The following is a 24,125-nucleotide window of genomic DNA, read 5'->3' as shown; positions in this document are numbered from 1 at the left end:
GCTCAGCGGGACGAGCGGGGCCGCAGCACGGCTACGGCGAACACGGCCGGTGCGGTGACGAGCAGGGTGAGCGAGACCAACGAGGGGCCGGCCGCGGGTGCTTTGCGGGGCGGCTTCCGGTAGGCGGGGAGCGCCACGCGTGCGGGCGTGGGCGGGGTGACACGCGGCTCGGGCAGTGGCGGCGCGGGTTCGGGTTCCGGCTCCGGTTCGGGTTCCGGTTCGGGCGGTACGGAGAGGGGAAGCGGGGGCGGGGGAGGCGGGGGCGGGGGTGGTGCAGGAGGGGGTGATGGTGGCTCGGGCTTCGGTGGGGCCGGTGGCGGAGGCGGAGAGGGCTGCGGCTCGGTGATGACGGCCTTGCACCCGCCCGGGCCCGACACGGCGACGGACGAGCCGCCGTCCCCCTGTCCGACGGAGGCGACCGCGCAGTCGTCACCGGTCGCCGGCGCCGGCAGGGCGAAGAGCCAGAACAGAGCGGCGGCGGCCGTGAGCCGCGCCAGGCGTGATCCGTACACGCCGGGGAGCATGTTCCCCGGCGACCAAGGACACGCCCGGCGGGGGCCCGATTCGCCTGATGGTGGGATATTCGGCCCCGCGCGTTTGCGGCCGGAGAAGCTTTCTCGGTGCCGTATGGATCAAGGGGCCGACGGGCGTCCGTACCCAGGGCCACGAAAGGGGGCGACTGTGCGAAGGCCCGGCCGGTGGTGCCGGCCGACGACGCCGCGGCCGCCGCGGGCACCGACGCCGCACTGTCGGGCGAGGTCACCCGGGCCTACGGGACCAGGCAACTGACCGTGGCGGGTGGTCATGTACCGGTACGCCAAGGACACGGGGCCGGCGGACGTCAACGGGCGGGGTCTCGGAGGCAGGTGGTTCGCCTCGGCCCCGGACGGGAAAAGGCGGCCAGGAACCCGGGTGCCGCACCGGCTGACCTCGCCGGACTTTCGGTCCCCAAGGACCCGGAACTCGGAGACATCGTCGTCGACGAGAGAGGCATGACGGTTTACCACTTCACGAAGGACCTCGGCCTGGCCGACGAAGTCGGCGTACACCGGCGACTGCCTCAAGAAGTGGCCCGTCGTCAGTCCCCCGCAGAAGAATGATGTCGAGGGTGTCACACCGAGGGATTCACCACCTCGGACCGCCCGGACGGTATCGAGCAGCAGTCGGTCGACTGCTGGCCGATCCGCACCTTCTCCGGCGACGCCGAGCCCAAAGACACCAACGGCCAAGGGTTCGGGGGCACATGGTACGCGGCGTCGCCCGACGCACAGCTGGTCGGAACCTGCACGTGGCACTCCGGGGAGGTTCGCCGTATCGGTCCGTCGCCGAGTGTTCACGCGCAGCGACGTACCGGTGCACATGCCACTGGTGTGTGACCAATAACGGATCTCTCATTGCCGTTTCCACTCGCTCTCTTGGCGGTCCATCAGTAGCCTCTGGTCCACGCTGGCCATGAACATGGCCGGATCACCGTGGCGACTTGTTGGAGACATCGATGGAGCGTCCCTCCTGGGCACCGCAGGGCATAGACATCTCGGTGCCGAGTGTGTCTCGCATGTACGACTTCTATCTGGGCGGTTCGCACAATTTCGAGGTGGACCGGGAAGCGGCCCGCAAGGCCATGGAGTTCATGCCGGGGCTTCCCAAGATCATGCAGGCGAATCGGGCTTTTATGAGACGGGCCGTGCACTACGCCACCGCTTCGGGAATCAGTCAGTTCCTGGACATCGGATCCGGCATACCGACGTTCGGCAATGTCCATGAGGTCGCCCAGGCGGACGACCCGGAGGCCCGGATCGCGTACGTCGACCACGACCCGGTCGCGGTCGCGCACAGTCAGGCCGTGCTGGAGGGCAACGAGCGGGCGGTGGTCGCCGCGGCGGATCTGCGCAAGCCCGAGGCAATCCTGGAGAATCCGGAGATCCGCGCACTCATCGACCTGGACAAGCCGGTGGCCCTGCTGCTCGTGGCGGTGCTCCACTTCATCGAGGACACCGATGACCCGTACGGGGCGGTAGCCACGCTGCACGAGGCGCTGGCCCCCGGCAGCCTGCTCGTCCTCACCCACGCCTCGTACGAGGGCATTCCGCTTTCCCAGGAGGAGGCGGGCGGCACCGTCGGCGTCTACCGCAACATCCGCAATCCACTCGTCATGAGGTCGCGGGAGGAGATCAGCCGCTTCTTCACCGGCTTCGACCTCGTCGAGCCCGGACTCGTCTTCATGCCCGACTGGCGTCCGGAGTCTCCCGGGTCGCGGGCACAGGAAGACCCGTTCGCCTTCTCGGGCATCGCCGGGGTTGGACGCAAGGCGTGAGCATTCCCGCCCAGGCGTCCGGCGCGCCGGACGCGGAACCGGACGGGCCGGAGGGCCGGCTCCGGAGATTCGCCACCATCTGGAGCCGGGCGATCTTCCCGTCCACGGCCACATCGATGACCCGTCCGGAGTTCGAGCAGCATCTGCTGCCGATGGCCAGGGAGCTCAGCGGAATCCTTCATGCATGGCCCTTCGACGCGGCGTCGGCCCAGCGGGTGGGCGCCGCGCTCGTCGAGGCGCACTGCACCGATCCCGAAGCCCTCAGCTCCACGCTCGGTGTCGTCGACTCGTACCTGGTGCTGTACTGCGGCGGCAACGGACCGGTGGAGCTGTCGACCGAGGACAGCCGGGCCCGCTGCGCGCGCATCCAGCACGCGCTCGCCGGTGGATTCACCCAGGCGCTGCGCGAGCGGACACTCGCCGAGCAGGAGGCCATCGCCCGGTCGGCGCTCACCGCCCGCTCGCACGCGGAGCAGGCGCTGCACGCGACCGAGGCACGGTTCCGTGCGGTGTTCAAGGACGCCGCCATCGGGATCGGCATCGCCGACCTCGACGGCAACATCCTGGAGATCAACGACACCCTCACCCGGATGTTCGGCGGACTCGAGAACCACGTCCGCAGCCACAAGGTGCACGAGTGGGTCCATCCCGAGGACTCGCCGCACGTATGGAAGTACTACAACGAGCTGGTGCGCGGCGAGCGCGAGCACTACAGCGTGGAGAAGCCGTACTACCGCAACGACGGCACCGTGCTGTGGACCAACCTCACGGTCTCGCTGCTGCGTGACCCGGAGGGCCGGCCGGAATACCAGCTCGCACTCCTGGAGGACACCACCGAGCGGCGGCTGCTCAACCTGCGGCTGCGCTACGAGGCCACGCACGACGCGCTCACCGGACTGCCCAACCGGACCCTCTTCTTCGAACGTCTGGAGAAGGCCCTCGCCCACAAGGAGGGCACGCGCTTCGGGCTCTGCTACCTCGACCTCGACGGCTTCAAGGCGATCAACGACAGCCTGGGGCACGCGGCGGGCGACCGCCTCCTGGTCGAGGTCGCCGACCGGCTGCAGAGCTGTGCGACCGCACGCGGCGAGATGGTCGCCCGGCTCGGCGGTGACGAGTTCGTGGCCCTCACGACCGGGCCGCGTACAGAGGAGGAGGTCGACGAACTGGCCGGCCGCATCCTCTCGGCGCTCGCCACACCCATCCGTCTCGACGGCCGGGAGCTGACCGTACGCGGATCCATCGGCGTCGTCGAAGGGCCGTCAGGGGAACGCACCGCCGCGGAGGTGCTGCGCAGCGCCGACATCACGATGTACCGGGCCAAGGCGGCGGGCGGCAACCGCTTCGCGCTCGCCGACGCCGAGGCGGACGCCCGTGCCATCACCCGGCACGGGCTGACGACGGCGCTGCCCACGGCGCTCGACCGGGGTGAGTTCTTCATCGAGTACCAGCCGCTGGTGCACCTGGGCGACGGCAGCGTGCACGGTGCGGAGGCGCTGGTGCGCTGGTGCCACCCGCAGCACGGGGTGCTCGGACCCGACCGGTTCATCCCGCTCGCCGAGCACACCGGGCTGATCGTGCCGCTCGGGCGCTGGGTGCTGGAGGAGTCGGTCCGGCAGGCCAACCACTGGCAGGAGCGGCACACCGACGGCGGCCCGCTGCGGATCAACGTCAACCTGTCACCCACCCAGCTGCACCACCCGCGGCTGGTCGCCGAGACCGTCGACGTGCTGGAACGCTCCGGGCTCGAACCGGGGGCGCTCTGTCTGGAGGTCACCGAGTCCGCGCTGATCGGCGCCGACGACGATCTGCTCAAGCCGCTGCGTCAGCTGGCGGAGATGGGCGTGGACATCGCCCTGGACGACTTCGGGACCGGCTACTCGAACCTGGCGAACCTGCGCCGCCTTCCGGTGAGCGTGCTCAAGCTGGATCGTTCCTTCACCCAGGGAATGCAGCACCACCCTGCCGACCCGGTCGACATGAAGATCGTCGAGGGCATCGTCTCGCTCGCCCACAGCCTGGACCTCGCGGTCACGGTGGAGGGCGTGGAGACCGGGGCACAGGCCGAGCAGTTGAAGCAGCTCGGCTGCGACACGGCCCAGGGCTGGTACTACGCCCGTCCGGGGGCGCCGGACCGGATCCACGCACTGCTGCTGGCGGACGCGGTCTGAGAGGCATGGGTCCCCGCGACCGTCGGGCGCGTTTGTCCGGCGGCCGAGGACACCGGGTGCGGCCGGGGCGCGGCGGCGTACGGCTAGGTCCGGCAGGGCCCGTCCGGCCCGCTCGCGAGGAGCATCCGCTGCAGCTCGCGTGCCGCCCGCGGCGGCGCCACGTCGCTGCGGTGCGCGAGTGCGATCGTGCGCCGCAGACCGGGTGACGCCAGGGGCGACGACCGCAGATCCTGGCCGGCCCGTACGGCGACCATGCGGGGCACCACGGCGACCCCCAGGCCCGCCCGTACGAAGCCCAGAACGGCGTCCATCTCGCCGCCCTCCACCGTGAACGACGGTTCGAAGCCCTGCGCGCGGCAGGCTGCGACGGTCAGCTCCCGCAGGTCGTAGCCGTGCCGGAACATCACCATCGGCTCGCCCGCGAGATCCGCGATGCGGACGGTCCCCTCGTGGCCGGGTGCCGGCCGGGCGGGCGACGACAGCACCACCAGGTCCTCCCTCAGCAGCTCCACCGTGGTCAGCGCGGGCGACGCGGCGGGCAGCGGCAGCACGAGCAGCGCGAGGTCCAGCGCCCCCCTGGCCAGCTCCCGTACGAGGTCGTGGGAGCCGCCCTCCTCGATCAGGAGCTGGACGCCCGGATGCAGATCGTGGAAGGCGCGCAGCACGTCGGGCAGCAGGCCCGTGCACACGCTGGGTGTGGCGCCGAGCCTGATCCGCCCCCGGCGCAGCTGCACCAGCTCCTGCACCTCGTGCCGTGCGGTGTCCGCGTCCGCCAGGATCCGACGGGCCAGCGGCAGCAGCGCCTCGCCCGCGTCGGTGAGCGCGATGTTGCCCCGCGCCCGGCTGAACAGCTCGGCACCCAGCTCGTTCTCCAGCGCCTTGATCTGCTGCGAGAGCGACGGCTGCGAGACGTGCACCTCCTCGGCGGCCCGGGTGAAGTGCCTCGCCTCGGCGACGGCCACGAAATAGGTGAGCTGCTGGAAGTGCATGAAGCCGACGATAGCGGGATGCATAGGCAATGCCTATGGATATGAATCACTTCATGTCTTGGACCGATGGTGCCCTTCGGCCCTAGCGTCGTGTCCATGGCATTGGCAACGCGGACGGACCGACGGCCGTCCATGACGCGTACGCTCTGGGACTCGTCCGTCGGCAAGAAGACGATCATGGCCGTGAGCGGCCTGATCATGCTCGGCTACCTGGTCGTCCACATGCTGGGCAACCTGAAGATCTTCTTCGGATCAGACGAGTTCAACCACTACGCCCACTGGCTCCGGACCCTCGGCGAGCCCCTCCTGCACTACGAGTGGGCCCTGTGGATCGTCCGCGTGGTGCTCGTCGCGGCCGTCGTCCTGCACGCCGTCTCCGCGTACCAGCTGAGCCGCCGCGGCCTCAGGGCGCGCCCGGACGCGTACGTGCACAAGAAGGCGCGCGCGAGCTACGCCACCCGCACCATGCGCTGGGGCGGCATCATCCTGGCGCTGTTCATCGTCTGGCACATCCTCGACCTGACGACCGGCACCGTGCACACCGGCGGATTCCAGTCCGGGCACCCCTACCAGAACGTGCTCGACACCTTCTCCACCTGGTACGGCAACGTCATCTACATCGTCGCGGTGCTCGCCGTGGGCCTGCACGTCCAGCACGGGTTCTGGAGCGCCGCGCAGACCCTCGGCGTGGGCAACGCGACCCGTGACCGGGTGCTGAAGGCACTCGCCAACGTCCTGGCAGCGGTGCTGACGGTGGGCTTCGTCTCCGTGCCCGTGGCCGTCATGACCGGAGTGGTGAACTGACATGAGCGACTACACGAACTACGCCACGGGCGCGCCCGTCGTCGACACCAAGGCACCCCAGGGCCCCGTCGCCGACCGCTGGGACACCCGCCGCTTCCAGGCGAAGCTGGTCAACCCGGCCAACCGCCGCAAGCACACCGTCATCGTGGTCGGCACCGGCCTGGCCGGCGGATCGGCCGGCGCGACGCTCGCCGAACAGGGCTACCACGTCGTCCAGTTCTGCTTCCAGGACTCGCCCCGGCGCGCCCACTCCGTCGCCGCGCAGGGCGGGATCAACGCGGCGAAGAACTACCGCAACGACGGCGACTCCGTGCACCGGCTCTTCTACGACACCGTCAAGGGCGGCGACTTCCGCGCCCGCGAGTCCAACGTGCACCGACTGGCCGAGATCTCCGTCCAGATCATCGACCAGTGCGTCGCTCAGGGCGTGCCCTTCGCCCGCGAGTACGGCGGCCTCCTCGACAACCGCTCCTTCGGCGGCGTCCAGGTCTCCCGCACCTTCTACGCCCGTGGCCAGACGGGACAGCAGCTCCTCCTCGGTGCCTACCAGGCGCTGTCCCGCCAGATCGCCGCGGGCAACGTCGAACTGCACTCCCGCACCGAGATGCTCGACCTGATCGTCGTCGACGGGAAAGCCCGCGGGATCGTCGCCCGGGACCTGATCACCGGGAAGATCGACACGTACTTCGCCGACGCGGTCGTCCTGGCCAGCGGCGGCTACGGGAACGTCTTCCACCTGTCGACGAACGCGATGAACTCCAACGCCACCGCCGTCTGGCGTGCCCACCGGCGGGGCGCCTACTTCGCCAACCCCTGCTTCACCCAGATCCACCCCACCTGCATCCCGCGCACCGGCGAGCACCAGTCCAAGCTGACGCTGATGAGTGAATCGCTGCGCAACGACGGACGCATCTGGGTCCCGAAGGCCAAGGGCGACGACCGTCCGGCCAACCGGATCCCGGAGGACGAGCGCGACTACTACCTGGAGCGCGTCTACCCGGCCTTCGGCAACCTCGTGCCCCGCGACATCGCCTCCCGCGCCGCGAAGAAGGTCTGCGACGAGGGCCGCGGGGTCGGACCCGGCGGGCAGGGCGTCTACCTCGACTTCGCCGACGCGATCCAGCGCATGGGCCGGGACAAGATCGAGGAGAAGTACGGCAACCTCTTCGACATGTACGCGCAGATCACCGCGGAGAATCCGTACGAGACACCCATGCGGATCTACCCCGCCGTGCACTACACGATGGGCGGGCTCTGGGTCGACTACGACCTCCAGACCACGATCCCGGGCCTCTTCGCGATCGGCGAGGCCAACTTCTCCGACCACGGCGCCAACCGGCTCGGCGCCTCCGCACTGATGCAGGGCCTGGCCGACGGCTACTTCGTACTGCCGTCCACCATCAACGACTACCTGGCCCGCAACCCGCACACCGAGGCCGTCGACGCCGGCCATCCGGCGGTCGCCGAGGCCGTCGCCGAGACCGAGGACCGGCTCGAGCTGCTCCTCGCCGTCGACGGCGACCGGACCCCGGATTCCTTCCACCGGGAGATCGGCGAACTCATGTGGGAGTTCTGCGGAATGGCCCGTACCGCGGAAGGGCTGCACGAGGCGCTGGACCGGATCCCGCGTATCCGCGAGGAGTTCTGGCGCCGCATCAAGGTGCCCGGTACCGGCGAACAGTTCAACCAGTCGCTGGAGAAGGCCAACCGGATCGTCGACTACCTGGAGCTCGCCGAGCTCATGTGCCTCGACGCCCTGCACCGCGCCGAATCCTGCGGAGGCCACTTCCGCGAGGAGTCACAGACCCCGGACGGCGAAGCCGCCCGCCGGGACGAGGAGTTCTCCTACGCCGCCGCCTGGGAGTTCAGCTCCGCCGGCGACGCCCCCGTCCTGCACAAGGAAGACCTCGTCTTCGAGTACGTCCACCCCACCCAGCGGAGCTACGCATGAAGCTCACCCTGCGCGTCTGGCGCCAGCAGAACGCCGAGGCGCCCGGCGCCATGGCCACCTACGAAGTCGACGGCATCTCGCAGGACATGTCGTTCCTGGAGATGCTCGACACCCTCAACGAGGAGCTCATCCTCGGCGGGGAGGAGCCCGTCGCCTTCGACCACGACTGCCGCGAAGGCATCTGCGGCGCGTGCAGCCTCGTCATCAACGGCGACGCCCACGGCCCGGAGCGCACCACCACGTGCCAGCTCCACATGCGGTCCTTCCAGGACGGCGACACGATCGACGTCGAGCCCTGGCGCGCCTCCGCCTTCCCGGTCGTCAAGGACCTCGTCGTCGACCGTTCGGCCTTCGACCGGATCATCCGGTCCGGCGGCTACATCTCCGCACCCACCGGCACGGCACCGGACGCGCACGCCACCCCGGTACCCAAGCCGGACGCCGACTTCGCCTTCGAGCACGCCGAGTGCATCGGCTGCGGCGCCTGTGTCGCGGCCTGCCCCAACGGCTCCGCGATGCTCTTCACCTCGGCGAAGATCAACCACCTCAACGTCCTCCCGCAGGGCGCACCGGAGCGTGAGACACGCGTGCTCGACATGGTCGCCACGATGGACGAGGAGGGCTTCGGCGGCTGCACCCTGACCGGCGAGTGCGCCACGGCGTGCCCGAAGGGCATCCCGCTGCCCTCGATCGCCGCGATGAACAAGGAGTGGCTGCGGGCCACCCGCAAGGTGCGCCGCTGACCGCACCTGGGGCCAGGGCGGGGAGTCAGACCGGCGGCCGTGCCTCGGCCAGGTACGCGGCCGTGCGGCTCCCCGTCGCCCGCGCGACCTCCCGAGGGGAGCCGGTGGCAACGGTCCGGGCGCCCCGGTCGCCGCCGCCCGGGCACAGATCGATCACATGGCCGGCGCCCGCCCACCGCCGTGTCGTGCTCCACGTCCACCACCGTACGGCCCGCGTCCACCGGCCCGTGCAACTGCCGCGTCAGCACCTCCACATCGGCCGGATGCGGCCCCGCCGTCGGCTCGTCCGGCAGATACAGGGTGTACGGATCGACGGGGCGGACACGGCTCTGCCGGTGATCCTCCCGCACGCGCCGCACGCGGGAGTCCCACCGGCAGAGTGCGGGCGCGGGGCCTACACCATGGGGTCCATGCCCCGGTCGCGCATGCTGCTCTCCTGCTCGCTCTGCTCCCGCAGGCGGCGGGCCTTGTCCTGGAGCCGCCGGCGCTGTTCCGGGTCCGTGGCGCGGTCTGCGGCTTCCTTCAGTTCCTGCGCCTTGGCCTTCAGCTGCCGCGCACGGCCGCCGGACTCACCTGCAACGCTCATGATCACTCCTGGATCGGTGGGGAGCGGACCAGATCAGCGAATCAGCGGAGGGGCGAACACGCATCTCGAACGACCACGCACCGCGATCGGCGCAGCCGGCCGGGTGCTCCGTTCGGGTCTCGCGCCCGACGGCGAGGAGAGGTGCCATGCCGGCCGGTCCGCCTGCCAGGCGTGAACGCCGCTTCAGGAACCTGTCGCTGTGAGTTCCTTGCCGACCTCGTGGAGGAAGTCCTCCAGATCGTCCGGTGTACGCGAGGTGATCAGGAGCCAGCCGCCGGTGTCGTCGCTGACGACGGCCTCGTCCACCCAGTTGCCACCCGCGTTGCGGATGTCCGTCCTGAGCGACGCGTACGAGGTGAGGGTCTTGTCCGTGACGACGCCTGCCTCGACGAGTACCCACGGTCCGTGGCAGATGGCCGCCACGGGCCGTCCGGCCGACGTGAACGAGCGGACGATGCCGACGGCGGTCTCCTGCAGCCGCAGCGAGTCGGCGTTGAGGGTGCCTCCGGGCACGAGCAGCAGGTCGTAGCCGGCCGGGTCGACCTCGGCCATGGTGAGGGAGGGCCGCACGGCCTCCCCCGGGTCCTTCTCCCCGACGAGAGTCCGGACGGGGCTTGTCGTGACCGCGGCCACGTCCACTGTGGCACCGCGGTCCCGCAGGTGCCTCAGCGGCACCACGAGTTCGTCCTGCTCGACGCCGTAGTTGGTCACGATCGCCAGTACGCGGCGTCCGTCGAGGTCGGTGCCCGTCATATCGCTGTCCTTTCGTCATATCTTCTAGGCTGGGGGGCGTGAGAGAGGCAACCCGGCCGCTGGCCGTATTCGATCTGGACGGAACGCTCGCCGACAGCCGCCACCGGCAGCACTTCCTGGAGGGCGCGCGACGCGACTGGGCCGGGTTCTTCTCCGCCGCGGTCGACGACCCTCCGCTGGAGGAGGGCGTGAGCCTGGCGCTCGCGAGCGCCGAGGAGTGCGAGGTCGTGTATCTGACGGGCCGCCCGGAGCGTTGCCGCCGGGACACGTCGGCCTGGCTGGAGCGGCAGGGACTGCCGCGGGGCCGGGTCCACATGCGCCGCAACGACGACCGGCGGCCGGCCCGCCACACCAAGCTGGAGATCCTGGAGCGGCTGGGCCGGGAGCGTGAGGTGCGGGTCCTCGTCGATGACGACGAACTGGTCTGCGACGCGGCCGAGCTGGCCGGATTCACGGTGCTGCGTGCCCGCTGGGCCGTCCCGTCGTCCTCACTCAAGGACGCGCAGGAGCGTGAGGGCCGTACCTGATCCGGCCATGGGTCCCGAGCCCGGTCAGGTGTTCTCGTCGAGCCGGAAGCCGACTTTCAGGCCCACCTGGTAGTGGGCGATGCGGCCGTCCTCGATATGGCCACGCACCTGTGTCATCTCGAACCAGTCGAGATTGCGCAACGTTTCGGAAGCCCTTGCGACGCCGTTACGGATCGCCTCGTCCAGGCCCTCCTCGGAGGTACCTACGATCTCGGTGACCCGATAGGTGTGATTAGACATCTCATGTCTCCTTTCTGGTTCCACGGTGCCTCACCGCCCGCCGGCGCGCGAGGCACCGCGGCGGGTGATCCATCGGGTGGCGGGGCTTGACCTGCGGATTGGTCCATACCAAACTCCGCTCCATACGCCCGTGCGAGCGCCGCCCGCAGTCCCCCCATCCGGGTCCTGTCATTCCGTCGTGCCGTTTCGCAGAAGGTGACCCCCGTGAAGATCCGCACACTGGCCGGAGCCCTCGCGCTCGCTTCCTCCGTCACCTTGGGCGGCTGCGGCTTCCTCCCCGGCTCGGGCGCCGGCGACCGCACCGTCACGGTGTGGCTGATGAAGGGCAGCGTGTCCCCGGACTTCCTGGACCGCTTCACTCGGTCGTACGAGGAAGAGCACCCTTTTGTCGAACTGGAGTTCGTGATCCAGGACTGGGGTGGCATCGGCCCCAAGGTCATGAAGGCACTGGAAGGGGACGACGCCCCGGACGTCATCGAGGTCGGCAACACCCAGGTCGCCCGGTACGCGGACAGCGGGAAGCTGCGCGACCTCACCCTGGAGGCGATGCGTGACCTGGGCGGGGAGGACTGGCTGCCGGGCCTCGCGGAGCCGGGCAGCATCAACGGCGGGCAGTACGGGATCCCCTGGTACGCGGCCAATCGCGTCGTGATCTACAACAAGGACCTCTTCGCACAGGCGGGCATCACCACTCCTCCCACGACCCGCAAGGAATGGGTCGAGATCACCGAGAAGCTGAACGGCCCGGATCAGCAGGGCATCTACCTCGCGGGGCAGAACTGGTACGTCCTGGCCGGATTCATCTGGGACGAGGGCGGCGAACTGGCCGAGGACAGCGGCGGCGACTTCCAGGGGGCCCTGGACTCGCCCGCGGCGCTCAAGGGCATGGACTTCTACAAACAGCTCCAGGCACTCGGCGGTGGCCCCACGGACGCCGACGAGCAGACGCCCCCGGAGACCGACGTGTTCGCCCGGGGCGACGTCGCCCAGATCATCGCCGTGCCGGGCAGCACCGCGCTCATCGAGCAGGCGAACCCGGACCTCGAGGGGAAGCTCGGCTACTTCCCCATCCCCGGCAAGAGCGCGGACAAGCCGGGAGCCGTCTTCACCGGCGGTTCGGACCTGATCGTGCCGGAGGGCGCCGACCAGCGCGGGGAGGGCATCGAGGTCGTCAAGGAACTGGCGGGCGAGAAGTGGCAGACAGAGCTGGCCAGGGCCATGAGCTACGTGCCCAACAAGCCCGCCCTCGCCCGTGCCGTCGAGGGCCAGGAAGGGACGGCCGCGATGGCCGTGGGCGCTGCCGAGGGACGGGCCACGCCCAATTCGCCGCATTGGGCGGCCGTCGAGGCCGACAACCCGATCAAGCCGTACATGACGGCGGTGCTGCAGGGCGGCGACCCCGCGGAAGAGGCGAAGAGGGCGTCGGAGCGCATCACGGCGAAACTCATCACCGGCTGACGGAGTGCCCGCGGGCTGCGGCCCGCCGTTTCGGGACGGGTGGGCTCCGTTCCCCCGCACAGGGTGAAGCCACCTGGGGATTCAGCAGGCGCACATCCCCGCTCTCCGCAACGGTCATGTCAAATCCAGCCGGTGACGGAAGAAGTAAGGGGCCGGGCCGACGCACTCCCGCGACGGCCCGGCAGCCGCCCACGCTGATCCGTCCCCGGAGACTGCCATGACCGTGCTGCCCCTCGTCCCTCCCGCCGCCCACGTCCCGCAGGCCCGTGTGCCCGCACCGGCCGCCCCCTCCGGCTACCGGGTGTCGCTGGCCACCGGCAGGGACGACGTACGCGCCGCTCAGCGCCTGCGCCACCAGGTGTTCGCCGGAGAGCTCGGCGCCCGGCTCGACAGCCTCGAACCGGGCCTGGACAGCGATGCCTTCGACGCGTTCTGCGACCACCTGCTGGTGCGTGAGGCCGCCACCGGAGAGGTGGTCGCCACCTACCGGCTGCTGCCGCCCGAGGGCGCCAGGCGCGCCGGCGGGCTCTACGCCGAGGGCGAGTTCGACCTCGCACGGCTGGCACCGATCCGCGACGACCTCGTCGAGGTCGGCCGCTCCTGCGTCCACCCCGCCCACCGCGACGGCGCCGTCATCGCCCTGATATGGGCCGGACTCGCCCGCTACATGGAGCGCACCGGCCACAACTGGCTGGCCGGCTGCTGCTCCGTACCCCTCGCCGACGGGGGCGCCCTGGCGGCCAGGAGCTGGGACACCGTACGCACCCACAATCTGGCGCCCGAGGAGTACTGGGTCAACCCCCACCGGCTCTGGGACACCACGGGGCACCCCGGCGGTGGCGCGGGCGGCCGGGCGGGGCTGCCGCCCCTGCTGCGCGGCTATCTGCGCCTCGGCGCCTGGGTCTGCGGAGCCCCGGCCCACGACCCGGACTTCGACGTCGCCGACCTCTACGTCCTGCTCTCGATGCGCCGTGCCGACCCGCGCTACCTCCGCCACTTCCTCTCGCTCGCCCCGCTGCGATGAGCGCCTGGCTGCCCTCCGCCCCGTGCACCCCGCGCGCCTGCGCCGGGCACCGGGGCGAGCGGCGAGCGCCGCTGCCCGCCGCCGTCCTGCTGACCGCGGGGTGCACGCTCACGCTGCTCGGGGTGGTGTGCGTGCCGGCCGTGCTGCTCCTCGGGCCCGCGTACCGCGACCGGCTGATCCGCGGGTGGGCGTACGCGGTGGTGCGGGCCTTCGGCGTACGCATACGGGTCACCGGCCCATCGGCGGACCGGGTCCGCTCCGGGGCGGGGCCGGTCCGTCCTCCGGTCGGCGAGCTCGTGGTCGCCAATCACGTCTCGTGGCTGGACATCCCGCTCGTCGCCACCGTGTTCCCGGCCAGGATGCTCGCCAAGAGCGAGATCCGGACCTGGCCGCTGCTCGGACCGCTCGCCGCACTCGGCGGCACCCTGTTCATCGAGCGGGACCGGCTGCGTGCTCTGCCCGGCGCGGTGCGTGCCCTCGCCGGGGCGCTGGCCTCCGGATCACGGGTGGCTGTGTTCCCGCAGGGCAGCACCTGGTGCGGCCGGAGCGCCGGCGGCCGCTTCCGGCACGCCGCCTTCCAGGCGGCGGTGGACGCGGGGGCCGCGGTCCGGCCGGTCCGCATCCGGTACCGGACCGCGGAACGGCACCCCGCGGGCGCCGCCGCCTTCGTCGGGGAGGACCCGCTCGTCGCCTCGCTCTGGCGGGTGGTGACGGCCGCCGGGCTCACCGCGGAGATCCGCGTCCTCCCGCCGATCCCCGCGGGGAGTGAGCCCGACCGGCGCGCGCTGGCCCGCGCCGCTCAGTCGGCCGTCGCCAGCGACAGCGCGAACCGGCCTCCGGAATCCGTCCACCACTGATCCAGCCGAAGCCCCGCCGCCGCCAGTTCGTCCCGCACCCCTTCCCTGCGGAACTTCGCCGAGATCTCCGTACGGAGATCCTCTCCCTCCTCGAACGGCACCACCAGGTCCAGCTCCCGGATCTTCACGGTCAGCGCCCGGCGCGCCCGCAGCCGCATCTCGATCCACTCGTGGTGCGGGTCCCACACGGCCACGTGGTCGAAGTCGTCGAGCTGGAAGTCCGCCCCCAGCGCGCGGTCCACCACCGTCAGGACGTTCTTGTTGAAGGCGGCCGTCACCCCGGCCGCGTCGTCGTACGCCGCGACCAGCGTCGACTCGTCCTTGACCAGGTCCGTACCGAGCAACAGCCCGTCACCGGGTGCGAGCCGCGCCCGGACGGACCGCAGGAACTCCGCGCGCTCCAGGGGCAGTAGATTGCCCAGCGTGCCGCCCAGGAAGGCCACCAGCCGGGGCCCGGGGCTGTCCGGCAGCTCCAGGACGTGCGTGAAGTCGGCGATGAGCGCGTGCACGGAGAGCCCGGGACGCTCGGCCAGCAGCGCCTCGGCCGCACCCGTGAGGGCGCTCTCGCTGACGTCGACCGGCACGTACGTGTGGAGCCCCGGCAGCGCGTCGAGCAGATGCCTGGTCTTCTCCGAGGAACCCGACCCCAGCTCGATCAGGGTCCGGGCGCCGGACGCCGCGGCGATCTCACCGGCGCGGGCGATCAGGATCTCCCGTTCCGAACGGGTCGGGTAGTACTCGTCCAGCCGGGTGATCTCCTCGAACAGGTCGCTGCCGTGCGCGTCGTAGAACCACTTGGGCGGCAGCGTCTTCGGGTGCCGGGTCAGACCGCTCAGCACATCGGCGCGCAGCGCCGCGTCGGTCGCGTCCACCGGCAGGGTGCGGGTCAGCAGGAAGGGACTCACGCAGTGGGCTCCTTGAGCGGGGTCAGTAGAACATCGGTGCGGGTCGCGGCCAGTAGTGTGCGGTCCGGGACCTCGCGCCAGTACGGATCGTCGTCGTACGGTTCCGAGGCCACCACCGTGCGGCCGCCAGGCTTGTCGAGATACCAGAGCGAGTCGCCCCAGGCGCTCGCCACGACCGCCGAGCCGTCGGTGAGCAGCAGATTGAGCCGTGAACCGGGGGCGGCCGCCGCGATGTCGAGCACGGTGTCGGCGACCGCCCGGGATATGTCGTCGCCCATGGTGATCCGGTGCAGCACGAACGCCCAGATCAGTGCCGAGTCGCTCCGCGCCGCAAGGGAGAGCAGCGCCCCGGGCGGCAGGGTGCCGGCCAGCGGCGCCAGGGAACCGGGCCAGCCGTGCACGGCCCCGTTGTGGCTGAACAGCAGTGGTCCCTCGGCGAACGGCGCGGCGGCGGCCTCCCCGTCCGCGCCCGCCCACGTCGCGTCACGGACCGCGGCGAGCAGCGCCGTGCTGCGCACCACACGGGCCAGGTCGGCGAAGGTCTCGTCGCCCCACACCGGCCCGGAGCGGCGGTAGCGACCCGGCGCGGGATCGCCCTCCGCGTACCAGCCGACCCCGAAACCGTCCGCGTTGACCGTGCCGTTCCTCTGGTGCCGCGGCTCCCAGGACTGGCGTACGAGCGCGTGCGGGGGCGAGACGAGTAGGTCGCCCAGCGCCACGGGAGGCCCCAGGTAGGCGATGTGACGGCACATCAGGCGTTCCTCGCGGTGCGGAAGCCGGAGAAGATCTGGCGCCGCACGGGAAGGTCCCAGTTGCGGAACGTGCCCCGGCAGGCCACCGGGTCCACGGCGAACGAACCGCCGCGCAGCACCTTGTGCTCCGGGCCGAAGAACACCTCGGAGTACTCGCGGTACGGGAAGGCGGCGAAGCCCGGATAGGGCAGGAAGTCGCTCGACGTCCACTCCCACACGTCACCGATCAGCTGACCGGCGCCCGCCGGGGACCGGCCCGCCGCGTACGCCCCCGCAGCGGCGGGGCGCAGATGGCGCTGGCCCAGATTGGCCCGCTCGGGCGTCGGGTCCTCGTCGCCCCAGGGGTAGCGCAGCGACCGCCCGGAGGCGGGATCGTGGCGGGCCGCCTTCTCCCACTCGGGCTCGCTCGGCAGCCGCCGGCCCGCCCAGCGCGCGTACGCGTCCGCCTCGTACCAGCTGACGTGGAGCACCGGCTCGTCCTCGGGCACGGGCTCGGTCACGCCGAAACGGCGCCGCAGCCACTGGCCGGCGTCCTTGTGCCAGAACAAGGGCGCGGTCAGCCCGTGCGCGCGGACCATGGCCCAGCCCTCCGCCGCCCACCAGCGGGCGTCGGTGTACCCGCCGTCGTCGATGAACCGTCGGTAGGAGCCGCAGGTGACCGGAGCGGTGTCGACGTAGAACGCCGCCACCTCCCGCCGGTGCGCGGGCCGCTCGTTGTCCAGCGCCCAGGGCTCGGTGGAGGTACCCATGGTGAAGGGGCCTGCCGGGACCAGGACTTCGGCCGGCAGCGCGGCGACGTCAGTCGCACCCGGGGGTTCCGGCGCGCTGAGTACGGCCGGTCCGGAGCGCAACTGATGGGTGATCAGCATCGTCTCGTCGTGCTGCTGTTCGTGCTGGGCGACCATGCCGAAGGCGAAGCCCGCCTGTTCCAGCGGCCGCCCCGCGCCGTGCAGCGGGGCGCCGTCGAGGATGTCCAGGGCCCGGCCGCGTACGTCGGCGGCATAGGTCCGCGCCTCGGCGGGCGCCAGCAGCGGCAGCGAGGGGCGGCTCGCACGGGGATGCTCGAAGGCGTCGTACAGTTCGTCGATCTCGGGACGCAGCGCCGCCCGCCCGCCCACGGCGCGCAGCAGCCAGAGCTCCTCCTGGTTCCCGATGTGCGCCAGATCCCAGACCAGGGGCGACATCAGGGGGGAATGCTGGGCGGTGAGGTCGTGGTCGTCGACACTGTCGGTGAGCAGGGCGGTGCGCTCGCGGGCGGTGAGGAGCGCGGCCAGGGCGCGCTTGCGCAGCGCCTCCGTGTCGAGGTCGGGATCCCCGGCTCCGGGGGGAACGGGTGTGCCGGTCATCGGCTCGTGCTCCTTCCGTGCCGCGGTGCGGCGGCCGGCCGCCAGGCCCGCGGGTCGGGCAGATCGTCGGCCGGGCACCGGCCCCTGGCCACGTACCGGTCGTGGAAGGCCGCGACGGTGTTCCGCACGTGGTCGCTCGCGCCGATCCTGGGCAGCGCGTCCAGCGCCGCCGCGAAGCAGGCGGCCGCGGCCGACGCCAGCTCCGGGTCGCTCAGCCCGTCACGGGCGGCAGCCGTCCAGAGCGGGTTGCGGGGCGCGGCCGGCAGGCCCGCCGTCTCGGCCAGGGGTTTCACGGTGCGGTACACGGTTTCCGCTGCCTCCGGGTCGTCGAACATCGCGGTGGTCACGGCCAGCGGCACCAGCCAGCCGTCGGTGCCTGACTGGGCGTCGATCATGCGCAGCTCCAGATGCCCGCGCGGGCGCACCGGCGGGAACAGCGTCGTGATGTGGTAGTCGAGATCCGCGCGCACGGCCGGCCGCGGCCCGCCGCCGCGGATCCAGTCCCTGAGCGACAGCCCCTCCGGCACGGCCCAGGGACCGTCGTCGTCCCGGACGCACATCACGGATGTGTCGAGCACGTGCGAGGCCCAGGCGTCCCGGGGCGCGAGACGGCCCGGCGGGGCCAGCGACCTCGTCGGATCGAGATCGGTCCACAGGGCCTGCCGGGTCGAGCGCCAGCCCGTCCGCCGCCCCTGCCGGAACGGCGAATTGGCGAACGCCGCCACGAGGACCGCGCCCAGCAGATGGCCGAGCTGCCAGCGCCGCCCGTAACCCAGCGTTCCCGGTTCCTCCTCACCGGCGTCCAGGCACACCTGGACGGAGGCGGAGGTGCACATCATGGCGCGGCCTGCGGTCCCGGAACGGTCGAGCGCGGCCTCCATGGCCGCGTAGCGGGGCTCCTGGAGCAGACGGCGGGGAGGATGCCACGGATCGACACCGAGGCCGGCCGGCACGAGTCCGGCCCGTCCGAGGGTGTCGCGTACGGCGGCCAGATCGGCGGCTGTGGCGTCGACGCACGCCATCAGGGAATCGGCCGGCCGGGAGCTGAGCTCCAGCTGACCGCCCGGTTCGAAGGTCAGGGACGCGTCGAGCGGGGTCGCGCGCAGGGCGTCGGCGGCGGCGCGGAGGCGCTCGGGGGAGACGGCGATCCAGGGATGCTCACGGTCGTGGATGAGCCATTCGAGTTCCACACCCACCGTCCGGGGCGGTCCCGTCTTGAAGCATATGCCGCGTAGCAGATCCTCCGCCTCGTCCTCGCCGAGGGGTTCCGTGTCAACGGTCGAGCCATGAGCGCCGGGAGTGTCCGGGGGCATGCTGGGCCTCCTCTTCGGGTGCTTCCTCACCACCCAAACCCTTACCGTGAGTTCGCACAAGGGTGCCGCCGCGGGACGGAAAACAAGTTGCATCCATGCCGCTGGACGTCCAGCATGCCCCGTATGCACCACACGGGGGAGCGCCCATGAGCGCACGACTGCGCGGCATCGCGCGAGAGACCGAGGCCATCGTCGAGGCCGGGCATTACCGGACGCCGGACGGGCGCGAGGTGACGATCGAGCGCGCCTTGACCGCCGCGCTGTCCGGGACCCGGCTGTACGGCCCCGAGCCGGTGCCCGTCGCCGTACCGGATACGGACCGCACCCCGGTCGTCGAGGTGACGGGCGAGGGCAGCCTGGAGGCGGCACGCCGGATGACGGGCGCATCGGCCGCCGAGGTGGCCGTGCTGAACTACGCCTCCGCCCGCAATCCCGGCGGTGGCTACCTGAACGGCGCGCAGGCCCAGGAAGAGGCCCTGTGCCGCGGCTCCGCGCTGTACGCCACGCTGCTGCGCGCCCCCGAGTATTACGCCCACCACCGCGCCGAACGCAGCGCCTTCTACACCGACCGGGTCATCCACTCACCCGGCGTGCCGGTGTTCCGCGATGACCGTGGGCGGCTCCTCGACGCCCCGTTCACCGCCGGATTCCTCACCTCGCCCGCCCCGAACGCCGGTGTGATCCGCAGACAGGAACCGGACCGGGCGCACCTCATCCCCGCCGCGCTCGCGAGCCGAGCCGAACGGGTGCTCGAAGTGGCGGCCGTCTGCGGCTACCGGAGGCTGGTTCTCGGGGCCTGGGGCTGCGGCGTCTTCCAGAACGACCCGGCCGAGGTGGCAGGCGCCTTCCGCGCCCTGCTCGCCGACGGCGGACGGTTCGCGGGCCACTTCGAGCAGATCGTCTTCGGCATCCTGGACCGCAGCCCCGACTCCGCCGTGCGGGCCGCCTTCACCAGGGTCCTCGCCGGTCAGCTCCAGCCGTAGCGCTCCCGCAGCCGCACCACGACGCGGTCGAACCTGTCCCGGTCCAGCGCACAGGCCTCACGCCGCATACCGTCCTCGTGCACCCGCAGGACCCGGTCCAGATCCACCCAGGACGACCGGCCCGAGCTGTCCCACGGCCCGGCGCCCAGCCCCACCCACTCGTGCTCCCGGTCTTTCTGCTTGCTGGACAGCTGGACGGCGAGCAGCGTGCCCGCACCCTCACGGGCCACGACGAGAACCGGCCGGTCCTTGCCACGCCCGTCGTTCTCCTCGAACGGCACCCAGGTCCAGACGATCTCGCCGGGATCCGGATCACCGTCGCGGTCGGGGGCGTACGAGGTGCGGACCGGTCCCACGTCGCGGGGGTCGGCCTCCGTCGTGGCGGCCGGTCCCGAGCGGCCGGGGAAATCGGATGAGCTGTTACTGCTGTGATCGGTGTGCTGCAACGTCATCGCAACACCGTAGAACCTGGACGGCCCGATCCGTGGAGCGGGTCCGCGAAACGGGGCCCCAGGCTCGACCTCATGATCACCTGCGCCGCCACCGCACGCCTGTCCCGCCCCCGCGGTCGCGCGTCTTCACCTACGACGACGGCACGGAGCTCCGCCACCGGGACACCGCTGGGTCGCCGGCCGTCTGCCGGTGCTCCGCAAGCACGGCCTCACCCGGGCCGTGCCGAAGGCCCTCGACTTGAAGTACCCGCAGGTCTGGCCGGTACCCGCCGGTAGCCCACGCCCCGCTCCGGAGACCGGTGCCCCGGCCCACGGGCGGCGCCGCAGGGTCTGGAAGACTGCCCGACGCCATGAGCCAGTTACCCGAGCAGCCCGCCGACACGTCCGTACCGACCAGCGCCGATGTGGCGCGACTCGCCGGAGTCTCCCGGGCCACCGTGTCCTATGTTCTGAACAACAACACGACTGTGCGGATCAGTGAACCCACCCGCCGCCGGGTCAGGGAAGCCGCCTCCGATCTCGGCTACGTCCCGCACGCGGCGGCCCGCAGCCTGCGCGCCGGGCACACCAGAACGGTGCTGCTGCCCGCCGCACACGTCCCGGCCGGACCTCTCCAGGCGCGCTTCTTCATCGACCTCCAGTCGGATCTGCGCCGTCTCGACTACACGGTCGTCCAGTACGGCAGCGGCGGCCTCGATCCCGACGAGGCCGCCAGATCCTGGGCCGAACTCCGCCCGGTCGCCGTCGTGTCGCCCGTCGGGATGGCCCTTACGGCCGTCGGCATAGGCGTCCTCACCCGCTCGGGCGCCAAGGCGGTGATCACACTCGGGCCGCAGCCGGTGGAGGGCGCGCACGCCCTCGTCATGGACCAGCGCGAGGTCGGCAGCTGCGCGGTCCACCACCTGCTGTCCGGCGGCCACCGCCGGATCGGGGTGGTCATGCCCCAGGAACCCGGCCTCGCCCTGTTCTCCGAACCACGTCTGGCCGGCGCCCGCCGCGCCGCCGACGAGTCGGGCGTGGACGCCCGGATCCAGCCGCTGCCGCTGCGGTACGAGGAGGCGTCGGCCGAGGACCTCGCCTCACGGTGGCGGAGTCTGGGCCTGGACGCCGTGTTCGCGTACAACGACGAATACGCGATGCTGCTGATGAGAGCCATGCAGGACGCCGGGGTCGAGGTGCCCGCCGAGGCGGCCGTCATGGGCGCCGACGACCTGATGCTGGGACGACTGCTGCGGCCCCGGCTCAGCAGCGTCAGGATGGAGCTGGCCACCGCACAGCCCCTGGCGGAGATGATCGACCGGCTGGTGCAGCAGCCGGGCGGCGCGCCGGAGCGCCACTACCTGCTGCGGGCCAGGGCCGTGGCCCGCGAATCCGGCTGACCGGCCGGGGGCCACGACATGCGCCGCCGACGGCGCGTGTCTAGCGTCGTCGGCATGAGCCATCCGCAGAGCTACGAGATCCTGGTGTTCCCGGAATTCGGGGAGACCGCCGCCACCGGTGCCGCTCCCGCGCCCGGAACTGCCATCCGCTCGGCGGTCGTGGCGGCCACCGGGGACACGGGCACGTCGGGCTACCCGCGCTACACGGGGGGCGGCATGGTGGCGGACATCGACCCGTCGACGCACACCGTGGAGGCCCTGCTGGTGGACGGTGCGGAGCTGGACTACGGGCTCACGGTCAGGATCGCCGAGCACATCGGCGGCACGCCGGAGCCGAGCGGTGCCCAGGCGCCGAACGGCACCGGTGTGCCGAGCGGTGCGGAGGACGAGAACGGCACCGGGGAGCGGGAGCCGACCGGGGAAACCCGCTGAGCGGGCCGAACGGCCCGGCCACGCGCCGGCCGGGCCCTCGCACCGCGCCCGCCGCACCCAGGTACTACTGCTGTCCCTGAGCCTGCGCCTGCTTCTGTTCCTCGACCGACTTGCGCACCTCGTCCATGTCCAGCCTCCGCGCCTGCCCGATGACATCCTCGAGCGCCGCCTCGGGGAGCGCCCCGGGCTGCGAGAAGACCGCCACGTTGTCACGGACGATCATCAGCGTCGGAATGGACCGGATCTCGAAGGCCGCTGCCAGCTCCTGCTGCGCCTCCGTGTCGACCTTGGCGAAGACCAGGTCGGGGTGGCGGTCGGACGCCGAGTCGTAGACCGGAGCGAACTGCCGACACGGGCCGCACCAGGAAGCCCAGAAGTCGATCAGCAGGAAGTCGTTCTCGCTCACGACCTGGTCGAAGTTCTCCTTGGTGAGCTCTACGGTGCTCATACTCTGTTACCTCTCCCTGGGACCGTTCGGACCTGTCCCCGCACAACGGCGACGCCGGCCGTCCTATTCCGCCTGCCCGTGTGGCCGCTGCGCATACCCACCACCACACTGTTCCCATGACTGACGCTGATGCTGTGAAGAGCGAGCACTACGACGTCGTGGTGATCGGTGCGGGCCCCGTGGGGGAGAACGTGGCCGACCGGACCAGGGCCGCCGGGCTGAGCACCGCCGTGGTGGAGTCCGAACTCATCGGGGGCGAATGCTCGTACTGGGCGTGCATGCCCAGCAAGGCGCTGCTCCGTCCGGTCGTGGCGCGTGCCGACGCGCGACGGGTCCCGGGGCTGAGCGGAGCCGTGCGGGGACCGCTCGACGCGGACGCCGTCCTCGCCCACCGCGACGAGCAGACCTCCCATTGGAAGGACGACGGCCAGGTCGGCTGGCTGGACAGCATCGGCGCGGACGTCTACCGCGGCAAGGGCCGGCTCACCGGCGTCCGACAGGTGTCCGTCACCGGCCCCGACGGGTCGGAGCGGCACCTCACGGCCCGCCACGCGGTGGCCGTCTGCACCGGAAGCCGGGCCGTCGTCCCCGCCCTGCCCGGGATCGAGGGCGTACGTCCCTGGACCAGCCGCGAGGCGACCAGTGCCAAGGAGGTGCCGGGCCGCCTCGTCGTGGTGGGCGGGGGAGTGGTCGGTGTGGAGATGGCCACCGTCTGGCAGGGTCTCGGCGCCGAGGTGACGATGCTGATCCGGGGCAAGGGGCTCCTGCCCAAGATGGAGCCGTTCGCCGGCGAGCTGGTCGCCGAGGCCCTGACCGAGGCCGGGGTGACGATCCGCACCCGGGTGTCGGCCACCGCCATGCGCAGGGCGGGGAACGACGGACCGGTCACCGTCGAACTGAACGACGGACAGAGGCTGGAGGCCGACGAGATCCTCTTCGCCACCGGCCGGGCCCCGCGCACCGACGACCTCGGTCTCGGCACGGTGGGGCTGAAGCCCGGCTCCTGGCTCGTCGTGGACGACAGCTGCCGCGTCGAGGACAGCGACTGGCTGTACGCGGTCGGCGACGTCAACCACCGTGCGCTCCTGACCCACCAGGGCAAGTACCAGGCCCGTATCGCCGGGGCCGCGATCGCCGCCCGCGCCCAGGACACGCCCCTCCTGGAGACGGACCGCTGGGGCGCCCACGCGGCCACCGCCGACCACGCCGCCGTGCCCCAGGTCGTCTTCACGGACCCGGAGGCCGCCTCGGTCGGCCTCACGCTCGCGGAGGCGGAGGCCGCCGGCCACCGCGTACGGGCGGTCGACCACGACCTGGCATCCGTTGCCGGTTCGGGCCTGTACGCGCAGGGGTACAGGGGGCGGGCCCGGATGGTCGTCGACCTGGACCGCGAGGTCGTGCTCGGTGCCACCTTCGTCGGGCCGGGCATCGGTGAACTGCTGCACTCCGCGACGGTCGCGGTCGCGGGTGAGGTGCCGATCGAGAGGCTGTGGCACGCGGTTCCGGCCTACCCGACGATCAGCGAGGTCTGGCTGCGGCTGCTGGAGTCGTTCCGGGGGTAGGAGCCGCCGTCAAGGACAGACGCCTCGTCCAGGAGGGGACGTACGCCCAGCTCACCCGCGTCCCCGCCGGGCGGTACTGCGTCCGTGCTCCTGCCGCGGTCCGGCCGGACCGGTCGGGCCCGGCCGGAACGGCGGA

The 24,125-nt window shown here is 71.6% G+C and carries 24 protein-coding genes and 2 pseudogenes; 14 read left to right on the top strand and 12 right to left on the bottom strand.

Annotation, left to right across the window (positions count from 1 at the left end):
* Window positions 1-2 precede the first annotated feature (2 nt).
* Window positions 3-512 (bottom strand): hypothetical protein, encoded by a 510-nt coding sequence (locus tag AB0F38_RS21585; protein WP_361895984.1) that lies wholly within the window; start codon window positions 510-512, stop codon window positions 3-5.
* 144 nt (window positions 513-656) lie between these two features.
* On the opposite strand from AB0F38_RS21585, the pseudogene AB0F38_RS21580 reads away from it, so the two are divergent.
* From AB0F38_RS21580 to AB0F38_RS21570, 3 genes and pseudogenes are all read left to right on the top strand, one after another.
* Window positions 657-1,280 (top strand): annotated as a pseudogene (locus AB0F38_RS21580) (SCO0930 family lipoprotein); the annotation flags it as partial.
* Between the two features lie 215 nt (window positions 1,281-1,495).
* Window positions 1,496-2,314 (top strand): SAM-dependent methyltransferase, encoded by an 819-nt coding sequence (locus AB0F38_RS21575; RefSeq protein WP_361895661.1) that lies wholly within the window; start codon window positions 1,496-1,498, stop codon window positions 2,312-2,314.
* A complete protein-coding gene (locus tag AB0F38_RS21570; RefSeq protein ID WP_361895659.1) occupies window positions 2,311-4,485 on the top strand; it encodes an EAL domain-containing protein in 2,175 nt (724 codons plus the stop codon). The genes AB0F38_RS21575 and AB0F38_RS21570 overlap by 4 nt, the downstream gene beginning before the upstream one ends.
* An 83-nt stretch (window positions 4,486-4,568) precedes the next feature.
* Here the strand turns inward: AB0F38_RS21570 and AB0F38_RS21565 are convergent, their stop codons facing one another.
* Window positions 4,569-5,474 carry a LysR substrate-binding domain-containing protein gene (locus tag AB0F38_RS21565; protein WP_361895973.1) on the bottom strand — a complete coding sequence of 302 codons (906 nt, stop codon included), beginning with the start codon at window positions 5,472-5,474 and terminating at the stop codon, window positions 4,569-4,571.
* Between the two features lie 96 nt (window positions 5,475-5,570).
* Between AB0F38_RS21565 and AB0F38_RS21560 the strand changes: the two genes are divergently transcribed.
* Genes AB0F38_RS21560 through AB0F38_RS21550 form a run of 3 tightly spaced genes read left to right on the top strand, consistent with a single transcriptional unit; the run spans window position 5,571 to window position 8,972 of the window.
* Window positions 5,571-6,278, top strand: a complete 708-nt coding sequence (locus AB0F38_RS21560) for a succinate dehydrogenase (protein ID WP_361895657.1) — start codon at window positions 5,571-5,573, stop codon at window positions 6,276-6,278.
* 1 nt (window position 6,279) lies between these two features.
* Window positions 6,280-8,229 (top strand): fumarate reductase/succinate dehydrogenase flavoprotein subunit, encoded by a 1,950-nt coding sequence (locus tag AB0F38_RS21555; RefSeq protein ID WP_361895654.1) that lies wholly within the window; start codon window positions 6,280-6,282, stop codon window positions 8,227-8,229.
* Window positions 8,226-8,972, top strand: a complete 747-nt coding sequence (locus tag AB0F38_RS21550) for a succinate dehydrogenase/fumarate reductase iron-sulfur subunit (RefSeq protein WP_361895652.1) — start codon at window positions 8,226-8,228, stop codon at window positions 8,970-8,972. The genes AB0F38_RS21555 and AB0F38_RS21550 overlap by 4 nt, the downstream gene beginning before the upstream one ends.
* A 25-nt stretch (window positions 8,973-8,997) precedes the next feature.
* On the opposite strand, the pseudogene AB0F38_RS21545 reads toward AB0F38_RS21550, so the two are convergent.
* The 3 genes and pseudogenes from AB0F38_RS21545 to AB0F38_RS21535 form a co-directional block, all read right to left on the bottom strand.
* A pseudogene (locus AB0F38_RS21545) lies at window positions 8,998-9,277 on the bottom strand (ABC transporter); the annotation flags it as partial.
* Between the two features lie 89 nt (window positions 9,278-9,366).
* Entirely contained in the window at window positions 9,367-9,558 is a 192-nt protein-coding gene (locus AB0F38_RS21540) for a DUF6381 family protein (protein ID WP_361895649.1), read from the bottom strand.
* Between the two features lie 183 nt (window positions 9,559-9,741).
* On the bottom strand, window positions 9,742-10,311 hold the full coding sequence (locus AB0F38_RS21535) for a type 1 glutamine amidotransferase domain-containing protein (RefSeq protein WP_361895646.1): 570 nt from the start codon (window positions 10,309-10,311) through the stop codon (window positions 9,742-9,744).
* A gap of 38 nt (window positions 10,312-10,349) precedes the next feature.
* On the opposite strand from AB0F38_RS21535, the gene AB0F38_RS21530 reads away from it, so the two are divergent.
* Window positions 10,350-10,838 carry a hypothetical protein gene (locus tag AB0F38_RS21530; protein ID WP_361895643.1) on the top strand — a complete coding sequence of 163 codons (489 nt, stop codon included), beginning with the start codon at window positions 10,350-10,352 and terminating at the stop codon, window positions 10,836-10,838.
* A gap of 24 nt (window positions 10,839-10,862) precedes the next feature.
* Here the strand turns inward: AB0F38_RS21530 and AB0F38_RS21525 are convergent, their stop codons facing one another.
* A complete protein-coding gene (locus tag AB0F38_RS21525; RefSeq protein WP_361895640.1) occupies window positions 10,863-11,078 on the bottom strand; it encodes a dodecin in 216 nt (71 codons plus the stop codon).
* A 204-nt stretch (window positions 11,079-11,282) separates the two neighbouring features.
* Here AB0F38_RS21525 and AB0F38_RS21520 point away from each other — a divergent pair, with 204 nt between their 5' ends.
* The 3 genes from AB0F38_RS21520 to AB0F38_RS21510 all read left to right on the top strand — a co-directional run bounded on the left by AB0F38_RS21520 (window position 11,283) and on the right by AB0F38_RS21510 (window position 14,417).
* The gene (locus AB0F38_RS21520) at window positions 11,283-12,536 is read left to right on the top strand and encodes an extracellular solute-binding protein (protein WP_361895637.1); all 1,254 of its coding nucleotides are present in this window, start codon (window positions 11,283-11,285) and stop codon (window positions 12,534-12,536) included.
* Window positions 12,537-12,753: 217 nt separating this feature from the next.
* The gene (locus AB0F38_RS21515; protein WP_361895634.1) at window positions 12,754-13,560 is read left to right on the top strand and encodes a GNAT family N-acyltransferase; all 807 of its coding nucleotides are present in this window, start codon (window positions 12,754-12,756) and stop codon (window positions 13,558-13,560) included.
* On the top strand, window positions 13,557-14,417 hold the full coding sequence (locus AB0F38_RS21510; RefSeq protein ID WP_361895631.1) for a lysophospholipid acyltransferase family protein: 861 nt from the start codon (window positions 13,557-13,559) through the stop codon (window positions 14,415-14,417). Before AB0F38_RS21515 ends, AB0F38_RS21510 begins: the two co-directional genes overlap by 4 nt.
* Here the strand turns inward: AB0F38_RS21510 and egtD are convergent.
* Genes egtD through egtA form a run of 4 tightly spaced genes read right to left on the bottom strand, consistent with a single transcriptional unit; the run spans window position 14,360 to window position 18,733 of the window.
* Entirely contained in the window at window positions 14,360-15,322 is a 963-nt protein-coding gene (gene egtD / locus AB0F38_RS21505; protein ID WP_361895628.1) for an L-histidine N(alpha)-methyltransferase, read from the bottom strand. The genes AB0F38_RS21510 and egtD overlap by 58 nt on opposite strands.
* Window positions 15,319-16,074, bottom strand: a complete 756-nt coding sequence (gene egtC, locus AB0F38_RS21500; RefSeq protein WP_361895625.1) for an ergothioneine biosynthesis protein EgtC — start codon at window positions 16,072-16,074, stop codon at window positions 15,319-15,321. The genes egtD and egtC overlap by 4 nt, the downstream gene beginning before the upstream one ends.
* Window positions 16,074-17,420 carry an ergothioneine biosynthesis protein EgtB gene (gene egtB / locus AB0F38_RS21495; protein WP_361895623.1) on the bottom strand — a complete coding sequence of 449 codons (1,347 nt, stop codon included), beginning with the start codon at window positions 17,418-17,420 and terminating at the stop codon, window positions 16,074-16,076. Before egtB ends, egtC begins: the two co-directional genes overlap by 1 nt.
* Window positions 17,417-18,733 carry an ergothioneine biosynthesis glutamate--cysteine ligase EgtA gene (gene egtA / locus AB0F38_RS21490; RefSeq protein ID WP_361895620.1) on the bottom strand — a complete coding sequence of 439 codons (1,317 nt, stop codon included), beginning with the start codon at window positions 18,731-18,733 and terminating at the stop codon, window positions 17,417-17,419. Before egtA ends, egtB begins: the two co-directional genes overlap by 4 nt.
* A gap of 146 nt (window positions 18,734-18,879) precedes the next feature.
* Here egtA and AB0F38_RS21485 point away from each other — a divergent pair, with 146 nt between their 5' ends.
* A complete protein-coding gene (locus AB0F38_RS21485) occupies window positions 18,880-19,716 on the top strand; it encodes a TIGR02452 family protein (protein WP_361895617.1) in 837 nt (278 codons plus the stop codon).
* Here AB0F38_RS21485 and AB0F38_RS21480 read toward each other — a convergent pair.
* A complete protein-coding gene (locus tag AB0F38_RS21480) occupies window positions 19,701-20,168 on the bottom strand; it encodes a type II toxin-antitoxin system PemK/MazF family toxin (RefSeq protein ID WP_361895614.1) in 468 nt (155 codons plus the stop codon). The genes AB0F38_RS21485 and AB0F38_RS21480 overlap by 16 nt on opposite strands.
* Window positions 20,169-20,518: 350 nt before the next feature.
* Here AB0F38_RS21480 and AB0F38_RS21475 point away from each other — a divergent pair, with 350 nt between their 5' ends.
* Together AB0F38_RS21475 and AB0F38_RS21470 are read left to right on the top strand one after the other, a co-directional pair.
* A complete protein-coding gene (locus AB0F38_RS21475) occupies window positions 20,519-21,547 on the top strand; it encodes a LacI family DNA-binding transcriptional regulator (protein WP_361895612.1) in 1,029 nt (342 codons plus the stop codon).
* Between the two features lie 54 nt (window positions 21,548-21,601).
* Window positions 21,602-21,979 carry a hypothetical protein gene (locus tag AB0F38_RS21470; RefSeq protein ID WP_361895609.1) on the top strand — a complete coding sequence of 126 codons (378 nt, stop codon included), beginning with the start codon at window positions 21,602-21,604 and terminating at the stop codon, window positions 21,977-21,979.
* A 64-nt stretch (window positions 21,980-22,043) separates the two neighbouring features.
* Here AB0F38_RS21470 and trxA read toward each other — a convergent pair whose 3' ends face one another.
* Window positions 22,044-22,427 carry a thioredoxin gene (gene trxA / locus AB0F38_RS21465; RefSeq protein ID WP_361895606.1) on the bottom strand — a complete coding sequence of 128 codons (384 nt, stop codon included), beginning with the start codon at window positions 22,425-22,427 and terminating at the stop codon, window positions 22,044-22,046.
* 116 nt (window positions 22,428-22,543) lie between these two features.
* Between trxA and AB0F38_RS21460 the strand changes: the two genes are divergently transcribed.
* On the top strand, window positions 22,544-23,989 hold the full coding sequence (locus AB0F38_RS21460; protein ID WP_361895604.1) for an NAD(P)/FAD-dependent oxidoreductase: 1,446 nt from the start codon (window positions 22,544-22,546) through the stop codon (window positions 23,987-23,989).
* The last annotated feature ends 136 nt before the right edge of the window (window positions 23,990-24,125 follow it).

The sequence above is a fragment of the Streptomyces sp. NPDC025273 genome (genome assembly GCF_040638585.1).
Taxonomy (GTDB): Bacteria; Actinomycetota; Actinomycetes; order Streptomycetales; family Streptomycetaceae; genus Streptomyces; species Streptomyces cinereorectus.
This window is presented reverse-complemented; position numbering and strand designations above follow the sequence as displayed.

What these genes read in the sequence shown, in the direction of transcription:
- egtB (WP_361895623.1), bottom strand. Translation starts at nt 17,420, where the DNA reads ATGACCGGCACACCCGTTCCCCCCGGAGCCGGGGATCCCGACCTCGAC.
- AB0F38_RS21470 (WP_361895609.1), top strand. Translation starts at nt 21,602, where the DNA reads ATGAGCCATCCGCAGAGCTACGAGATCCTGGTGTTCCCGGAATTCGGG.
- AB0F38_RS21515 (WP_361895634.1), top strand. Translation starts at nt 12,754, where the DNA reads ATGACCGTGCTGCCCCTCGTCCCTCCCGCCGCCCACGTCCCGCAGGCC.
- AB0F38_RS21525 (WP_361895640.1), bottom strand. Translation starts at nt 11,078, where the DNA reads ATGTCTAATCACACCTATCGGGTCACCGAGATCGTAGGTACCTCCGAG.
- AB0F38_RS21475 (WP_361895612.1), top strand. Translation starts at nt 20,519, where the DNA reads ATGAGCCAGTTACCCGAGCAGCCCGCCGACACGTCCGTACCGACCAGC.
- trxA (WP_361895606.1), bottom strand. Translation starts at nt 22,427, where the DNA reads ATGAGCACCGTAGAGCTCACCAAGGAGAACTTCGACCAGGTCGTGAGC.
- AB0F38_RS21510 (WP_361895631.1), top strand. Translation starts at nt 13,557, where the DNA reads ATGAGCGCCTGGCTGCCCTCCGCCCCGTGCACCCCGCGCGCCTGCGCC.
- AB0F38_RS21565 (WP_361895973.1), bottom strand. Translation starts at nt 5,474, where the DNA reads ATGCACTTCCAGCAGCTCACCTATTTCGTGGCCGTCGCCGAGGCGAGG.
- AB0F38_RS21550 (WP_361895652.1), top strand. Translation starts at nt 8,226, where the DNA reads ATGAAGCTCACCCTGCGCGTCTGGCGCCAGCAGAACGCCGAGGCGCCC.
- AB0F38_RS21485 (WP_361895617.1), top strand. Translation starts at nt 18,880, where the DNA reads ATGAGCGCACGACTGCGCGGCATCGCGCGAGAGACCGAGGCCATCGTC.
- AB0F38_RS21460 (WP_361895604.1), top strand. Translation starts at nt 22,544, where the DNA reads ATGACTGACGCTGATGCTGTGAAGAGCGAGCACTACGACGTCGTGGTG.
- AB0F38_RS21540 (WP_361895649.1), bottom strand. Translation starts at nt 9,558, where the DNA reads ATGAGCGTTGCAGGTGAGTCCGGCGGCCGTGCGCGGCAGCTGAAGGCC.
- AB0F38_RS21555 (WP_361895654.1), top strand. Translation starts at nt 6,280, where the DNA reads ATGAGCGACTACACGAACTACGCCACGGGCGCGCCCGTCGTCGACACC.
- egtC (WP_361895625.1), bottom strand. Translation starts at nt 16,074, where the DNA reads ATGTGCCGTCACATCGCCTACCTGGGGCCTCCCGTGGCGCTGGGCGAC.
- AB0F38_RS21480 (WP_361895614.1), bottom strand. Translation starts at nt 20,168, where the DNA reads ATGACGTTGCAGCACACCGATCACAGCAGTAACAGCTCATCCGATTTC.
- AB0F38_RS21535 (WP_361895646.1), bottom strand. Translation starts at nt 10,311, where the DNA reads ATGACGGGCACCGACCTCGACGGACGCCGCGTACTGGCGATCGTGACC.
- AB0F38_RS21575 (WP_361895661.1), top strand. Translation starts at nt 1,496, where the DNA reads ATGGAGCGTCCCTCCTGGGCACCGCAGGGCATAGACATCTCGGTGCCG.
- egtA (WP_361895620.1), bottom strand. Translation starts at nt 18,733, where the DNA reads ATGCCCCCGGACACTCCCGGCGCTCATGGCTCGACCGTTGACACGGAA.
- AB0F38_RS21560 (WP_361895657.1), top strand. Translation starts at nt 5,571, where the DNA reads ATGGCATTGGCAACGCGGACGGACCGACGGCCGTCCATGACGCGTACG.